Origin of the sequence: Acidovorax sp. LjRoot194 (assembly GCF_964253015.1) — a bacterium.
Classification (GTDB): Bacteria; Pseudomonadota; Gammaproteobacteria; order Burkholderiales; family Burkholderiaceae_C; genus Acidovorax.
Genome location: NZ_CAXUQB020000001.1, coordinates 974,373 through 989,290, shown reverse-complemented (window position 1 = coordinate 989,290; position 14,918 = coordinate 974,373). Strand labels below are relative to the sequence as shown.

The window sequence follows — 14,918 nt, the reverse complement described above, 5'->3', positions numbered from 1 at the left end:
GGCTGCGCGGTGCGCCACACGGGAGGTGGGATAATCCAGCCCGTGAAGCACGCCAGACCGCCGCTGGTGCAATCTGGGAAACCAGGCACTGGAGGAACGTCCGGACTGCACAGGACAGCGTAGCAGCTAACGGCTGCCCACCGTGAGGTGAGGATCAGAGCAACAGAGACGAGTCCGATTGGGAATCCGCCACGGAGTGTTCTGTGAGGCGCCAGCGCAAGCTGGCGAGAGGACAGCGAGAGCTGTCCGAACCCGGCGAAAGCCGGGTCCGAACAGCCACCCCGAGCGGGCAAGCCCGCTCGGGGTGAAACGGGCAATCTCTACGCGCAGCAATACCAAGTAGGCCAGCGTTGATGTGGTTCCGCAGAGCTGGCGGGTAGGTAGCACCGAGCCGTGGTGGCGACACCCGGCCCAGATTAATGGCGGTCACACTGCGGGCAACCGTGGTGCACAGAATCCGGCTTATCGGCGTGCTTCACACTTTATTTTGAGGCCCATGTCCACGGGCTTCACACAGCGCGGCCGCATCACGCCTGCATCACGGCGTGATGACGCACTGCAGTGACGAAACCCGCGCCTTGCCCGCGCTGACGGCGAACGAGATGGCCGCAGACGCCACATCCTCACCCGCTGCGTGGCGAATGGTCACCGTGCATTGCGCCGCCTTGCTGCAACTCCCCTCGATCACGTTCGTGCCTGCATACAGGTACGCCATGCGCATGGCCAGCAGATCCTTGACCTTGGCTTTTCCGGTCTGGCCAAAATCGCCATGGCATGAGGACGCGCGGGGAATGGTGTCGTTGGCGGCCGCCAGCAAAGCGCCCAGAGCCTTCTGCGTGGCGACCGGATCCGCAGCAGCGGCCGCAGCGGGTGCTGTATCAGCTGCCAACGCAGGAGGCGCCGCCAGGGCGCAGCCCAGAGCGATGGCTGCGCAGAGCGTGTGCAGGCGCTGTGTCACGGTGCCACCCCGTAGTACAGCGAAATATCGTTGCCGGCGTAGCTGTTCTTGAATTTGTTGTGGAACGCTTCTACGGAGTTGTCGGCAACGACCTTGTGCTGGCCGTTGGAGAAGTTGAACACCATGCCGCCATGGTAAATGCCCACATGTTTTTGCGGCACGGGAGACATCACATTGTTGACCACGTTGGCGGCCGACAGGACAAAGATCAACAGCCCGTCTGATATCGCGGGCTTGTCGGCCCATTTGCCCTTGAGGGCCAGCCTGTTGTAGAGCTCATCGCAGCGGATGGACCCGCCCGTCTTCTTGGTGCTGAACTTCATGTCGCCGCACAGCATGCCCAGTTTGATGCCCAGTGCATGGCTTACAAAATGTGCGCAATGATTTTGCGACGCAGAGTCAAATTTGTTGGAGCAGATGTCGGAGATCGGCTTGCCTACGTAAGCTTGAAGGGCTGTGAGTGTCGTGCTCATAGGGGTTGGATGGATGAGTAAGCCCTGCGGTTCAGCAGGGCAAGACACCGCCTTGGTTCCGATCCATTCACCTCTTGGGGGATCGACCTCGTCCGTGCGAGGCAGGCGGCTGCGAAACCCGGCCATTCTCTGCAGGGAAGCGCCCATCGCTGTTACTTTGTGTTTATCCAGGTAACTAATTCAGCGGAATGTGCTGCCAGATGTTGTTATCTGCGGCAGCACATGCTGGCCCCGAGGGGCCTTCTTTTCGTCTACTCAGCTGCTACGGATTTCGAACACGCGCATGTCAGCTCTTGCCGCAATGCGGCGCATGACCTTGCTCCAGTTCCGTCGCCCGGCGCACGGTGTCGGGGTGGCTGCTCAGCAGCGACCACACCGGGTGCGCTTCCAGTTCGGCGCGTGCCTGGCCTTTGGTGATCGGCGCGGGCGCGCTGGCTGGCGCACTGCCGGGTGCAGCGGGAGCTGACGCTGCGGCTGCCGCCTCTGCGTTCTGGCCTGCAGCCGGCTTGGCGCTGTCCTTGTCCTTCTTGTTCTTTTGCTTCTTGTCCTCTGCCTCTTCTTCGTCCCGCGCAATGGCCAGCAGCAGCTTGCCCATGGGCGCAGTGGGCAGGGCGGTGTGGCGCATGAGGGCAATGGCGTAGCAGTCGGCTTCTCGCTCGTGGCTGCGGCTGTAGGCCAGGCCGGTGAGCACCGATGCGCCGGTGGACACGATGCCCGACACGTCGCCCAGCGCCAGGCCCAGGCCCATGTTGAGCACGCCTTGCTCGACCACCATGCGGGTGGTGTGGCGGTGCACGACGTGGCCGATCTCGTGCGCCAGCACGCCCACCAGGGCGTCGTCGGGCAGGCCCTTCTCGGCCGCGGCCTTGACGATGCCGTCGGTCATCACGATCTTGCCGCCGGGCAGCGCGAACGCATTGGCGCCCATGCCCGCGCGGAACTCCAGCGACAGGGGCGGGCGGTAGTCGGGGTACCGGTGCAACGTCTTCGGAGTCTGCTGCACCAGTGCGTCGAAGCGCGCCTTGAGCTGGTCTTGCCGCTCGCGGGGCAGTTTGCTGGGCTTGAGCGTCCCGTCGTCCATCTGCCTGAGCACGTTCTCGGCCACGCTGGTTTCCCAGCCCACCGGCACGAAGCGGGTGAGCTGCGTGGCGGCCCAGGGTGTGCCGTAGCGGTAGAACAGCGTGAGGCCGATGGCCGCCGCCACCGTCACGCCCAGCAGCACGGGCCAGCGCGTCTGCATGCGCTGGGCGATGCCGGGGCGCTCGCCCGCGGCGGCCAGCGCGGCGCGCCAGTCGGCCACGGCGTCGATCTCGAGGCTGCCCTGGTCGCGCAGGTCCACCACCACGCGGGGCTGGGGCTTGTGCTCGTTCCAGGCCTCAGGCCAGCCCACGTCCTTCCAGGCAAAGACCACGGGCTCGGCACCGGGCTGAGAAAGCGGGTGCAGCACCAGCGACGGCCCGCGGGGCGTGGGCTGCAGGCTCACCATCACGGGCCGGGCCTTGCTGCTCAGCCCGTCGAACCAGCGTCCCTGCAGCAGGCGGGCCGGGGGCGTGGTAGGGTCACTCATCCGATAAGGTCCAGGCCGGCCGCGTCGGCCAGCGCATCGCCCAGGCCGCCCTGCTGTTGGCGCACCATGGTGCCGGCCACCTGTTCCACGCCGCCCTTGACGTGCAGGGTCACCGATTCGAGCTTCATACGGTATTCGCTCACGCGGGCAAACGGGCGGTACAGGCCCAGCGTGAACAGGGTCAGGAACATGTTCTTGATGCGCAGGCCCACGTAGCCGCCGCTTTTGAGGTGGCACTTGAAGCGCGCCACATGGCTCACGCCGGTGTTGTTCCACTGCAGCTGGAACATGCGGGCCTCGCGGTACGCGCGGGCGGGGGCCGAGGCCAGGAACAGCAGCAGCATCCCGCCGATGATGGCGGCGAAGATGATCACGAACAGCCAGAAACCCAGCTTGTCGGAGGTGGCCACCAGCAGCGCGATGGAGCTGCCCGCCAGCACCGCGATCAGCGTGGCGATGACGACGACGCACAGGACGAACACGGCCACCGTGGCCAGCCACACCTTCACGAAGTCCATGTACACCGGCTTCCAGCGGCCGCGTTCGGCGCCCACCTGGGCGCGCAGTACCAGCAGGCTCTTGTAGTTGTATTCCAGCCGGATGAAACACAGCACCGTCAGCACCAGGCCCAGCGCCAGCAGGCCGCCCATGGCGGGCGTGAAGCTGGGCAGGGCGCGCTTGGCGCCTTCTTCGGCTTCTTCCATCGCCTCCATGGCCTGGGCCAGTTCGGGCGACAGCATCTGCATGCCGAAGAACACGGCGAACCACACCAGGGCCAGCGCAAACATGGGCCAGCTGGCGATGTAGACCTCTTTCCAGCTCGCAGTGAACTGCAGGCGCAGCCCGCGCCAGCGCGTGGCACCCAGGCGAAAGCGCATCGCGCTGCCCCAGATCAGCGGCGAGAGCAGTGCACCCGTCAGCAAGAACACGCCCACGGCGGCATCCTGGCCGGTGTTGGCGGCGATGTTGTAGGCAATGGTGATCAGCGTCAGCAGCACAAAGCCCATCACCATCTTGCGCTGCTGCGCGGTGAATTCGAGCGGGCTGCCCGCCACCAGCGTGTGGCTGTAGAAGTACTGCGCAGTACGCCGCCGCGCCCAGGGCGTGTAGATGCCCAGCGTGACGATGGACAGCAACACGTTGACGATCCACACCCTGAAATACTCGCCCCCACTGCCGGTGAATTCGAGCGGGTGCGCGTCGATGTTCTGCGGCATGAAAGTCGACATCGGTCCTGCCGAGCCGCCGGTATTGTTTTCGTTCATGAACTCACTCCCTCCCGAGTGGCAGGCAGTGTAGCAGCGAGGCATGGGTGCGAAATTCAAGCAAAAGCAGCCCCTGCCGCTTGATAGGAAAGCGCGAGCAGCTATATTTTTAATAGCATTGGTCGCCCGCCACACGCCGTTCGCAAAAGGCACGCCTCCGCCAGCGCACCCGTGGATCTGGCTTCGCCAGGCCACGGGGTGCGTCCCCCTTGGGGGGAAGCGGCGCAGCGGCTCAGGGGGGCATCAGTCCTTCCCGTGGACCTGGCTCCGCCAGGCCACCGGGTGCGTCCCCCCTCCGGGGGGAAGCCGCGCAGCGGCTCAGGGGGGCTAGAACTTCTCCCAGGGTTGCAGGTACCGCCACTGCCCCTCGGGCACCTTGGCCAGCGGCACGCGGCCGATGCGGATGCGCTTGATCGCCACCACCGACAGCCCCACCGCCTCACACATCGCCGGGATCTGCCCGGGCCGGATGCCCTTGAGCGCAAACCGCAGCTTTGTCTCGTTCTGCCAGCTCACCTTGATGGGCGGCAGCGGGCGGCCGTTGAAGGTGAGGCCGTGGCACAGGCGCTGCAGGCCGTTCGGGGCGATCTCGCCTTTCACCTCGACGATGCACTCCTGCTCCAGCGACTCGATATCTTCGGCCAGCTTGCGCCCGATGCGCTTGTCCTGCGTGTAGACCACGAGCCCGCTGGCTTCGGTCGGCAAAGGCGTGAAGCACTCGAGCTGCCGGAAGTGCCGCTGCAGCACGCGAATGCCCGAGGCGTCTTCCGCCAGGTGCGACGCGGCGCTCAGCAGCGTGGTGGCGGGCGTGGCGCCCTGGCTGCGGCTGCCGTGGCTGCCATGACTGCCTGATGGGGTGTTGTGGGCGGAGGCTCCGCCGGGCGCGCTCTGGCCAAGGCCCGCTTCAAATCCGGCGGGCTTGTGCAGCAGCAGCGTGACGGGCGTGAGCTCCAGCAGGCTGGCATCGGGGTCCACCGTCACGGCCTGGTCGGGCCGCACGCGGGTGCCGGGCGCCTCCACCACCTGGCCGTCCACGCTCACGAAGCCGCCCTCGATGAACTGCTCCGCCGTGCTGCGCGAGCAGTTGAGTTGGTCCGCCACGCGCTTGGCCAGGCGGATGTGGGAGGGGTCAGGGTTCTTGTCGGTCATACATCAAAGGTGAACATTCGCCGTGCGCGGGTCGAGGGTGTAGGTGGGTGATTGTCGGCGTTGCACTCCCCACGAGCGCGGCCTGTCGCCAGTGCCACCGTGGAACTGGCTCTGCCAGGCCACGGGTGGCGTCCCCCTGGGGGAAGCGGCGCAGCCGCTCAGGGGGCTTCTTAACCTCCAGGCTGCAGGGACCGGATGCGTTCCACATGCGCCAGCAACGACCGCTGGGCCACCGGCCACATGCGCGGCGGCACGTCATCGTAGGCGTGGCGCACCCAGTCCTCCATGGTGCCCTCGGGCAGCGCCTGCATGGCCGCCATCACCTTGGCTTCGCGTGCGAGGCGGTGGGCCTTGAGCTTGGCGATGGCGCTGCGGGCCTGGCCCAGCACATAGCCGTGCGCGGGCAGGATGAACTCCACGCCATGCTGCGCGCACACCGCGTCCAGCCGGTCCAGTGAGTCGAGGTAGTCGGCCATATTGCCGTCCGGCGGGTCCACCACCGTGGTGCTGCCGTTCAGGATGTGGTCGCCGCTGAACAGCAGGGCGTCTTCCACCAGCAGCAGGCACAGGTGGTTGGCCGCGTGGCCGGGCGTGTGGATCACCTGCAGGGTGTGGGTGACAGGGCCCTCTGCCGCTTGTCCTGCAAGCGTCAGCAGCTCACTATTTTGTAGCGCCCGGTCGGGCGTGAAGGCGCTGGCCGCACGCGCCGTGGGCGCGGACGGCAGGCCCAGAATGGGCGGCGGCGCCTTGCCCGCCTGCACGCACAGTGCCTGCAGCGGCGCGGCGCCCGGCGAGTGGTCCGCGTGCGAATGCGTGCAAACGATCATGCGGATGTCGCCACCCGCTGCGCGCCAGAGCTTGTCCAGGTGCTCCGGGTCGGCCGGTCCAGGGTCGATGGCGATGAACCCGGTGGCCGGGTCGCCCACCAGGTAGCTGTTGGTGCCGGGGCCGGTCATCACGCCGGGGTTGGGTGCGGTCAGGCGTTGCACGTTGCGCAGCAGCGGCACGGGCTGCGCGGTCTGCCAGTCCAGCGCGTGGACGATCTGCCCGTCAGGGCACACCAGCGCCAGCTCGCCGTAGGGCGTGTCGCTTTCCATGTAGCGCGCTTCCTTGCCGGCCAGGGTGCCGGCGCGCGGGCAGCTCGTCCACAGCGGCTGCTCGTCGGCCAGCGCGTCGAACACGGCCTGCGTGGTGCCGAACTGCGCCAGCCGCTGCAGTGTGCGCACGGTCGGAAAGATCATGAAGAACTGCCCCGCCTCGTGCCGCGCGAGCGCATCGGCCGGGCGCACCCACACGGGCTCGAACTGCTCGGCCTCGTCGGCCACGGGCTCCTGGCCTTGGGGCATCCGTGCCACGAGAAACGGCACGTCGAAGCGGCGCGGCAGGTCGCGGTCGGTCGTCCAGTGCGCCAGCACGAACACGCTGTCGGCCGCCAGCCGCAGGCCGCGTGCGCTGCATTGCTGGGCAAAGGGCTGGTGGCGGTCGATGGCCGCGATGTCGGCGGCATCGGCCCAGCGGCCGTCGGCTGCGTGGCGCGCCAGCAGGACGCCCAGTTCTTCAAAGCTTTCGCGGATGGCTGCGATGGCCTGGGTGAGGTGCAGGTCGCTTTGGGTGGGGCGGCGGTCTGCGGCGGCGTGGGTGGTGGGGGCGGCGTCCAGCGCATCGATGCCGCCGCCAGGGAAGACGTATGCGCCAGGGGCGAAGCTGGCGGTGGCGGATCGGCGGGTCATGAGGACTTCGAGTCCGCCTGCATCGCCTGTCGCATCACGCAGCAGCAGCACGGTGGCGGCGGGGCGGGTGGCTACGGGCTCGCGGTGGGGGTGCAGTTGTTGGGTGGTGCGGGGCATCGGGTGATTATCGGCGTGGGGCGGGAAGCTTCGCTCGCTGCGCCCTTGCCGGTCGGGGTGAGTCTGTCGAGGCCTTGGGGCTGTCTTAGCCGTACCCGTTCGGGTTGGCTACCAGCCACCTGGGCAGCGCCCCGGCCGCCCACCCGGCGCCACGACCAGCCCCGCCCCCACCCCGCCCTACTTGCGCTGCAAGAAATCCACCGCCAGCGCCGCCAGCGTACGCGCCCCCACCGGCAACTGGTCTTCATCGATGTCGAACAACGGCGAGTGGTTCGACGGCGCCTTGTTGAAGTCCGCGCCTTTCGGCGGCGCGCCCAGGAAGTAGAAGAAGCCGGGCGCCACCTTCTGGAACTCCGAAAAATCTTCCGATCCACTCACCTTGGGAATGATCATCGCCTTGCCCCCCGACGCCAGCTTCAGCGCCGGCAGCGACGCGGCTGTCAGCTCTGCCGGGTTGCTGGTCACCGGGTAGGCCACGGGGCCGAAGCGCACCTTGGCCTTGGCGCCGCTCGATGCCGCGATCTGCTCGGCAGTGGTGGTGATGCGCTTCAAGGCCTCCTGGCGCATGCCTTCGTCGAAGGTGCGCAGCGTGCCCAGCAGCTCCACGTTGTCCGGAATGATGTTGTAGCGCGTGCCACCGTGGATGGAGCCGATGGTGACCACCGCGGGCTCCTGGCTGATGTTGAGCTGGCGGCTCACCACCGTCTGCAGGCCCAGCACGACCTGGCTGGCGGCGACCACCGGGTCGACCGCGTTCCAGGGCGACGAGCCATGGCCGCCGCGGCCTTCCACCTGGATGCTGATGTTGTCCGAGCCCGCCATCAGCGGACCGCTGCGGTAGCCCACCACGCCGGACGGCAGGTTGGCCGTGATGTGCAGGCCGTAGATGGCCTGCACGTCCTTCATCGCGCCCTCTTCCACCATGGCCTTGGCGCCGAAGCTGGGCACCTTGCCGCTGGCATCGGCCTCCACCGGCGCGCCCTCTTCGGCGGGCTGGAAGATGAACTTGATGGTGCCGGGCAGCTGGGCCTTCATGCCGGCCAGCGCCTCGGCCGCGCCCATGAGCATGGCCACGTGGGCATCGTGGCCACAGGCGTGCATCACCGGCACTTCCTTGCCCAGGTAGTTGGCCTTCACTTTCGAGGCGAACGGCAGGCCGGTGTTTTCGGGCACGGGCAATGCGTCCATGTCGGCGCGCAGCGCCACCACCTTGCCCGGCAGCCCGCCGCGCAGGGTGCCCACCACGCCGGTGCCGCCCACGTTGGTCTGCACCTCCATGCCCAGCTTCTTCAGGTGCTCCGCCACGAGCTTGGCGGTGCGCACCTCCTGGCCCGACAGTTCCGGGTGGGCATGGATGTCGCGGCGCCAATTGACCATCTTGGGCGCTACCTTGTTCACGGCGGTGTCGATGGCCTGCAGGCCGGCGGCATCCAGCGCCTGAGCGTGGGCCGAAGATACGACGGCCAGCCCGCTGGCAGCGAGGCCTGCGGCAAGGGCGATGGCAGAAAGGGGTTTGTGCATGGAGCAGGTCCGTAAAGGTGGGTGGCAGCTTGCAAGGCCGGTCGATAGCAAAAAGCACGTCCATGCTAAAAGCCGCACCCCGTTGCATGACAAGCGAAAATGGCCATCCAAAGAGCCAATACCGCCATGCAGCCCCCACGTTTTCCCTTGCCCGCTGTTACGACGAGCCGCACCGAGCCTGCGGTGTATCGCATCGACATCCCCTTGCTGCCCGAGTCCGCGGCAGGCAATGCGCTGCAGCTCATCGACCTGCTGCGCAGCGCGAATCTGCTGGCGGGCTTGCGCCTGGGCGCGCAGGCACCGCGCCTGGCCTGGCGGCTGCTGGACGCCGAGGGCCTGCCCCTGCCGCAGTTGCCGGGGCCGCTGGCGGCCTATGGCGCCAACCCCGCCCCGTCAGACGACCCGGCGGCCGACCGCGCGCCCGCCCAGGCGCTGTTCATCCCGTCCTTCCACGCGCCGGACATTCCGGCCATCCGGGCGGTGGCGGGCCGCTACGGCGCGCTGTCGCGGCAGTTGGGCATTGCGGTCGATGCGGGTTGCAGGCTGGTCACCGTGGGCAACGGCGCTTGGCTGGCCGCGCACAGCGGGCGGCTCAACGGGTACCAAGCCAGCCTGCCGTGGTTCTACATCGCGGGGTTCGAGCGGGACTTTCCGGGCATCGGCCTCAGCCTGGGTCAGGATGTCTCGGACGACGGGCCCTGGCTCAGCGGCGCGCTGCCGCACAGCGTGAATCTGCTGGCCATCGCTCTGGTACGCCACGCGATGGGGCCCGAACTGGCCGCCGCCTGCGAGTCCGTGATGGCGCCCGACCACCAGCGCGCCCGCGCCGCGTTGCAGGCCAACGCGCAGCAGCACATCCCGGCCACGCGCGACAGCACCCTGGCGCGCGCCATCGCCTTCATGGAGGCGCACCTGGACCAGCCCTACGCCCTGGCCCGGCTGGCCGAGGCTGCGTCGGTGAGCACGCGCACGCTGCTGCGGCACTTCCAGCAGGAGTTGTCGCAGTCGCCGCTGGACTACCTGCACGGCCTGCGCTGCGCGCGCGCCCGGGTGATGCTGGAGGTGACGCTGGAGAGCGTGCCCAGCATCGCCGTGGCCTGCGGCTATGCGGACCCGGCGGCGTTTCGGCGCATCTTTGCGCGCTACACCGGCATGGCGCCGGCCGAGTACCGCAAGCGGCATGCCCTGCGCGCGCCGCGCCGGCGCTGGCGGGTGGAGGTGGCGGCGCGCTGAGATCGGAAGGGTCTAACGCAGCAGCGCGTTGCCGGTGGGCAGGCGGAACGCCTCCACCAGCTCGGCCAGCTGCTGCGCCTGCACCCGCAGGCCTTGGGCGGCGGCCGACGATTCCTCGACCAGCGCGGCATTCTGCTGCGTCATCTGGTCGAGCTGCGACACGGCCTCGCCCACCTGGCTCAGGCCCGTGGTCTGCTCGCGCGCGGCGGTGCTGATCTCGCCGATGATGGTGGCCACCTGGCGCACCGAGTCGACGATCTCACCCATGGTGCTGCCGGCTGCATTCACGAGCTTGGAGCCTTCGTCCACCTGGCGCACGCTGTCGCTGATCAGGCCGCCGATCTCCTTGGCCGCCGTGGCCGAGCGCTGGGCCAGGTTGCGCACCTCGCCCGCCACCACGGCAAAGCCCCGGCCCTGCTCGCCCGCGCGGGCGGCCTCCACCGCGGCGTTGAGCGCGAGGATGTTGGTCTGGAACGCGATGCCGTCGATCACGCTGGTGATGTCGGCAATGCGGCGCGACGACAGCGCAATGCCGTCCATGGTGCCGACCACGCGGTCCACCGCCTCGCGGCCGCGGCGCGCCACATCGCTCGCGCCCGTGGCCAGGCTGCTGGCCTGCGCGGCGGCGTCGGCGCTGTGGCGCACGGTGGCCAGCAGTTCTTCCATGCTGGCGGCGATTTCTTCCAGGTTGGAGGCCGTGTGCTCGGTGCGGGCCGACAGGTCGCTGTTGCCCGCGGCGATCTCGCTGCTGGCACCCGCCACCGAGGTGCTGGCCTGGCGCATGCCCACCACCAGCCCGGCCAGCCGCGCCTGCATGCCGCCCAGGCGTGCCAGCAGGGCTTGCAGTTCGTCGCGGTTGCCGGCGCTGGGCGTGGGCACGGCCGTGGTCAGGTCGCCTTCGGCGATGCGATCAGTCACTTCGGACGCTTGTGCCAGCGGCTGCAGGATGGAGCGAGAGAGCAGCCAGGCGCAGGCCAGGCTCAGCAGCAGGCCCACGGCAGAGCCTGCCGCCAGCAGCGCGATGCCCTGGCTTTCGCTGCGGCCAGCGGCTTCGCGGGCTTCCACCACGCGCTGGCGCTGGTACTCGGCCAGCTTGTTCACCGACGCCGCGTACGCATCGGCCGCAGGGCGCAGGCGCGTGGCGATCGCGTCAGGCGGCAGGGCCTCGCCGTCCTTGCGGCGCTTGACCAGATCGTCGCGCACCGTGCGAAAGCCGTTGCCGGCCTTGTCGATGGCGTCGAACAGGGCCTGGGATTCGGGGTCTGCAGCCAACTCGTCCAGCCGCTTGCGCACCTCGGCCGAGCGGGCCGAGGTGACCTTGCGGTCCGCATCGATGCGGGACGCGTAGGCGGCGTTGTCGATCTCCAGCAGGGTCTCGGCGCGCACTGAGCTCAGCACCACGATGGCGTGCAGCTCGCGCGCCAGCAAGGCGCGCTCCGACGATGCGCCCCCCAGGTCATCCGCAATGTCCTGCAGCCCCGCCAACCGCCAGATGCCGACGGCGGCAGACAACGACATGACTAGGCACACAACGCCAAAGGCCAGGGCCAGGCGCACCGCAACACGTGCGTGGGAGATGGACATACAACAGGATTCCGTAAGAAGATTTTCGGGGCACGGCGTGCACGACAATCCACGCTGACTGGCCCCGTGGCGAGTTTATCGACAGAAAGTTACAGACACTTGAGGCTGGAGGCCACCGGCCAGCGGCCCTGCACAGAGGCAGGGGCCGCGCGGCACGTCTGCCACCGCACTCGCCGCGGCCCGCCCTCCTCCCGCCAGCGTCCGGCCCCGCCGAAACGCCCATGAAAAAACCGCCGCAGGGCGAAACCCTGCGGCGGTCGATGGTGTGGGGCACGGCGGGCGTTGACAGCCCCGTGCAATCCGCCTTACTGCTGCGCGTTCTGCAGCGCGGCAATGCGCTCTTCGATGGGCGGGTGGGTGGAAAACAGCTTGCCGATGCCGCCTGCGATGCCGAAGGCGGCGACGCTCTTGGGCAGCTCGCCGGGGTGCATGCCGCCCAGGCGGGCCAGGGCGTTGATCATCGGCTGGCGGCGGCCCATGAGCTGGGCGGCACCCGCGTCGGCGCGGAACTCGCGCTGGCGGCTGAACCAGGCCACGATCATCGCGGCGACGAAGCCCAGCACGATGTCGAGCACGATGGTGGTCACGTAGTAGCCGATGCCTGGGCCCGAGCTGTTTTCGTCGTTCTTGCGCAAAAAGCTGTCGACCGCGTAGCCGATGACCCGCGACAGGAACACCACGAAGGTGTTCATCACGCCCTGGATCAGCGTCATGGTAACCATGTCGCCGTTGGCGATGTGGGCCACCTCATGGCCGATCACTGCCTCGACCTCGTCGCGCGTCATGCCCTGCAGCAGGCCGGTGGACACCGCCACCAGCGCCGAGTTCTTGAAGGCGCCCGTGGCAAACGCGTTCGGGTCGCCTTCGAAGATGCCGACTTCGGGCATGCCGATCTTGGCCTGGTCGGCGAACTTGCGCACGGTCTCGACGATCCAGCGCTCATCGGGCGAGCCGGTGCCGTCGATCACGCGCACACCCGAAGTCCACTTGGCCATGGGCTTGCTGATGAGCAGCGAGATGATCGCGCCGCCAAAACCCATGATGAGCGCAAAGCCCAGCAGCGCGCCCAGGTTCAGCCCGTTGGACGTGAGGTAGCGGTTCACGCCCAGCAGGCTGGCCACCACCCCCAGCACGACAACGACGGCCAGGTTGGTCATCACAAATAACAGGATCCGCTTCATGGAATGAATTCTCCGTGGGGTAAACAACAACGATGGGTGTTTGCTGGCTCAGATGGGGGTGGGGGACAGCGCTTCAAGCAGCGCGCCCTCCAGCATGGAGGGCCCCAGAGCCCCCGCACCCGCCGCCCATGGCCGCGATTTCATCGCGCTATGGTAGGTGCAAACCCGCGGCGCGGCCTTATCACACAAGCGCTGACGGGAATTACGGCGAGGGCACCGCGCGGGGCGGGCGAAAGACCTGCGCGTCGGCATAGAACTGCGGCGCCTCGTTGGCCGGCCACCACCCTGGCACGCCCAGTACGGGCAGTGGCGTGAAAGGCTTGGCGGCCCAGGTGTCTGGTTGCACCTCCAGCGCGAGCCAGGCGTCCAGCGCGGCGATGCCTTCTCTTGCTACTGTATTGATAGCTGCTGGCGCTTGATAGACGTGCGCCACCATCGATTTTCGGGGCACAACCAGCTTTTCCATCAGCGCGTGGCCGAACAGCACCAGCCGGGCCTGGCCCCACAGCGGGCGCAGGTCGATGAACAGGCGCTGCCAGTCCCGTGCGCGAAGGGCATCCCACAGCGCATCGGGCGCCTGCAGCAGCGCGCCGTTTTCATCGAACACCGTGAGCGCATCGCGCAGCGGCCCGCGCACGGCCTGCACGCCATCGGCCGCGATGGCCTGGGCCTGCAGCTCGTTCAGGCGGCGCTTGGTGTGCGGGAAGTGCAGCCACACCAGGCCGTTGAAGAAGTCGTGCAAGTTGTCGCGGGTGGGCACGCGGCGGGTGTCCCAGATGTACTGCTCGTAGGCCACGCCGTCAGGCAGCTCGGACTGGGCGGCGAACACCACCGGCGCAGCACCGCGCACCGCGGCCTGCAGCGCCTGGCCGACCGGGCTGCCGCCCTGCACCTGCTGCGCCACGGGCTGGCCCCTGGCGCGCCACGGCGCCAGCCAGGGAGCGCTCCAGTCGATCGCGCCCGGCAACGTGGGGGTGGGCGGGCTTACACCAGCCGCCACGGCAGCGCTTCACCGGAGCGCAGGGGCTTGAGGTTGGCCTCGCCGAAGACGAAGCTTTCGGGCGGCGTCCAGGATTCGCGGCGCAGGGTGATGGTGCCGGTGTTGCGCGGCAGGCTGTAGAAGTCGGGGCCGTGGAAGCTGGCAAAGCCTTCGAGCTTGTCCAGCGCGCCGGCGTTGTCGAACGCCTCGGCGTACATCTCCATCGCGGCATGCGCGGTGTAGCAGCCGGCGCAGCCGCTGGCGTGCTCCTTGAGGTGTGCGGGGTGCGGCGCGCTGTCGGTGCCCAGGAAGAACTTGGCAGAGCCGCTGGTCGCGGCCTCCACCAGCGCCACGCGGTGCGTCTCGCGCTTGAGCACGGGCAGGCAGTAGTAGTGCGGGCGCACGCCGCCGACGAAGATCGCGTTGCGGTTGTACAGCAGGTGGTGCGCGGTGATGGTGGCGGCCGTGAAGCGGTCGGACGCCTGCACGTAGTCGGCCGCGTCCTTGGTGGTGATGTGCTCGAAGACGATCTTGAGCTCGGGGAAGTCGCGGCGCAGCGGGATGAGCTGCTGGTCGATGAAGACGGCCTCGCGGTCGAACAGGTCGATGTCGCTGCTGGTGACTTCGCCATGCACCAGCAGCAGCATGCCGGCCTTCTGCATGGCCTCCAGCGTCTTGTAGGTCTTGCGGATGTCGGTCACGCCCGCGTCGCTGTTGGTGGTGGCGCCGGCGGGGTAGAGCTTGCAGGCCACCACGCCCGCGTCCTTGGCGCGCGCGATCTCGTCGGCGGGCAGGTTGTCGGTGAGGTACAGCGTCATCAGCGGCTCGAACTGCACGCCGGCCGGCACCGCGGCCAGGATGCGCTGCTTGTACTCGAGCGCCTGCTGCGCCGTGGTCACGGGCGGGCGCAGGTTGGGCATGATGATCGCGCGGCCGAACTGCGCGGCCGTGTGCGGCACGACGGTCTGCAGCGGCTCGCCGTCGCGCACATGCAGGTGCCAGTCGTCGGGGCGGGTGATGGTGAGGGTTTGAAGGGGGTGGGAAGGTGCGGCGGTCATGGCCTGCATTCTCCCATTGCGCGCCCCACCCCATTGCACGCTATGCATTTGATAGCTGGTGGCGCTTGCCTACGGTGCGGCAGGCGGTCAAAACCCTTCCAAC

General features: G+C 68.2%; 12 protein-coding genes and 1 other RNA gene. 2 read left to right on the top strand and 11 right to left on the bottom strand.

Annotated elements, in window-relative coordinates; all coding sequences use genetic code 11:
• The first annotated feature begins 44 nt into the window (after positions 1–44).
• An RNA gene (gene rnpB, locus ACSQ3N_RS04595) (RNase P RNA component class A) lies at positions 45–481 on the top strand.
• 57 nt (positions 482–538) lie between these two features.
• Here rnpB and ACSQ3N_RS04590 read toward each other — a convergent pair.
• From ACSQ3N_RS04590 to ACSQ3N_RS04560, 7 genes are all read right to left on the bottom strand, one after another.
• A complete protein-coding gene (locus ACSQ3N_RS04590; protein WP_056163857.1) occupies positions 539–958 on the bottom strand; it encodes a hypothetical protein in 420 nt (139 codons plus the stop codon).
• Positions 955–1,578: a hypothetical protein gene (locus tag ACSQ3N_RS04585; protein WP_156371947.1), complete on the bottom strand. Its 624-nt coding sequence runs from the start codon at positions 1,576–1,578 to the stop codon at positions 955–957. Before ACSQ3N_RS04585 ends, ACSQ3N_RS04590 begins: the two co-directional genes overlap by 4 nt.
• Positions 1,579–1,717: 139 nt before the next feature.
• Entirely contained in the window at positions 1,718–2,998 is a 1,281-nt protein-coding gene (locus ACSQ3N_RS04580) for a M48 family metallopeptidase (protein ID WP_436145707.1), read from the bottom strand.
• The gene (locus tag ACSQ3N_RS04575) at positions 2,995–4,263 is read right to left on the bottom strand and encodes a YjgN family protein (RefSeq protein ID WP_056163864.1); all 1,269 of its coding nucleotides are present in this window, start codon (positions 4,261–4,263) and stop codon (positions 2,995–2,997) included. Before ACSQ3N_RS04575 ends, ACSQ3N_RS04580 begins: the two co-directional genes overlap by 4 nt.
• Before the next feature lie 327 nt (positions 4,264–4,590).
• On the bottom strand, positions 4,591–5,412 hold the full coding sequence (locus tag ACSQ3N_RS04570; RefSeq protein WP_436145706.1) for an rRNA pseudouridine synthase: 822 nt from the start codon (positions 5,410–5,412) through the stop codon (positions 4,591–4,593).
• A 170-nt stretch (positions 5,413–5,582) separates the two neighbouring features.
• Positions 5,583–7,259, bottom strand: coding sequence for an MBL fold metallo-hydrolase (locus ACSQ3N_RS04565; protein WP_436145705.1), 1,677 nt, complete (start codon positions 7,257–7,259; stop codon positions 5,583–5,585).
• A 177-nt stretch (positions 7,260–7,436) separates the two neighbouring features.
• Entirely contained in the window at positions 7,437–8,780 is a 1,344-nt protein-coding gene (locus ACSQ3N_RS04560; protein WP_436145704.1) for an amidohydrolase, read from the bottom strand.
• A gap of 126 nt (positions 8,781–8,906) precedes the next feature.
• Here ACSQ3N_RS04560 and ACSQ3N_RS04555 point away from each other — a divergent pair, with 126 nt between their 5' ends.
• The gene (locus ACSQ3N_RS04555; protein ID WP_436145703.1) at positions 8,907–10,013 is read left to right on the top strand and encodes a GlxA family transcriptional regulator; all 1,107 of its coding nucleotides are present in this window, start codon (positions 8,907–8,909) and stop codon (positions 10,011–10,013) included.
• Positions 10,014–10,025: 12 nt separating this feature from the next.
• On the opposite strand, the gene ACSQ3N_RS04550 is transcribed toward ACSQ3N_RS04555, so the two are convergent.
• From ACSQ3N_RS04550 to pyrC, 4 genes are all read right to left on the bottom strand, one after another.
• Positions 10,026–11,597, bottom strand: a complete 1,572-nt coding sequence (locus ACSQ3N_RS04550; protein WP_436145702.1) for a methyl-accepting chemotaxis protein — start codon at positions 11,595–11,597, stop codon at positions 10,026–10,028.
• Between the two features lie 305 nt (positions 11,598–11,902).
• Positions 11,903–12,778 (bottom strand): protease HtpX, encoded by an 876-nt coding sequence (htpX, locus tag ACSQ3N_RS04545; protein WP_436145701.1) that lies wholly within the window; start codon positions 12,776–12,778, stop codon positions 11,903–11,905.
• A gap of 202 nt (positions 12,779–12,980) precedes the next feature.
• Positions 12,981–13,778: a DUF3025 domain-containing protein gene (locus ACSQ3N_RS04540; protein ID WP_436145700.1), complete on the bottom strand. Its 798-nt coding sequence runs from the start codon at positions 13,776–13,778 to the stop codon at positions 12,981–12,983.
• Positions 13,763–14,815, bottom strand: a complete 1,053-nt coding sequence (pyrC, locus tag ACSQ3N_RS04535; protein WP_056164132.1) for a dihydroorotase — start codon at positions 14,813–14,815, stop codon at positions 13,763–13,765. Before pyrC ends, ACSQ3N_RS04540 begins: the two co-directional genes overlap by 16 nt.
• Between the last annotated feature and the right edge of the window lie 103 nt (positions 14,816–14,918).

What these genes read in the sequence shown, in the direction of transcription:
- ACSQ3N_RS04560 (WP_436145704.1), bottom strand. Translation starts at nt 8,780, where the DNA reads ATGCACAAACCCCTTTCTGCCATCGCCCTTGCCGCAGGCCTCGCTGCC.
- ACSQ3N_RS04570 (WP_436145706.1), bottom strand. Translation starts at nt 5,412, where the DNA reads ATGACCGACAAGAACCCTGACCCCTCCCACATCCGCCTGGCCAAGCGC.
- htpX (WP_436145701.1), bottom strand. Translation starts at nt 12,778, where the DNA reads ATGAAGCGGATCCTGTTATTTGTGATGACCAACCTGGCCGTCGTTGTC.
- ACSQ3N_RS04550 (WP_436145702.1), bottom strand. Translation starts at nt 11,597, where the DNA reads ATGTCCATCTCCCACGCACGTGTTGCGGTGCGCCTGGCCCTGGCCTTT.
- ACSQ3N_RS04585 (WP_156371947.1), bottom strand. Translation starts at nt 1,578, where the DNA reads ATGGGCGCTTCCCTGCAGAGAATGGCCGGGTTTCGCAGCCGCCTGCCT.
- ACSQ3N_RS04580 (WP_436145707.1), bottom strand. Translation starts at nt 2,998, where the DNA reads ATGAGTGACCCTACCACGCCCCCGGCCCGCCTGCTGCAGGGACGCTGG.
- ACSQ3N_RS04565 (WP_436145705.1), bottom strand. Translation starts at nt 7,259, where the DNA reads ATGCCCCGCACCACCCAACAACTGCACCCCCACCGCGAGCCCGTAGCC.
- pyrC (WP_056164132.1), bottom strand. Translation starts at nt 14,815, where the DNA reads ATGACCGCCGCACCTTCCCACCCCCTTCAAACCCTCACCATCACCCGC.
- ACSQ3N_RS04575 (WP_056163864.1), bottom strand. Translation starts at nt 4,263, where the DNA reads ATGAACGAAAACAATACCGGCGGCTCGGCAGGACCGATGTCGACTTTC.
- ACSQ3N_RS04555 (WP_436145703.1), top strand. Translation starts at nt 8,907, where the DNA reads ATGCAGCCCCCACGTTTTCCCTTGCCCGCTGTTACGACGAGCCGCACC.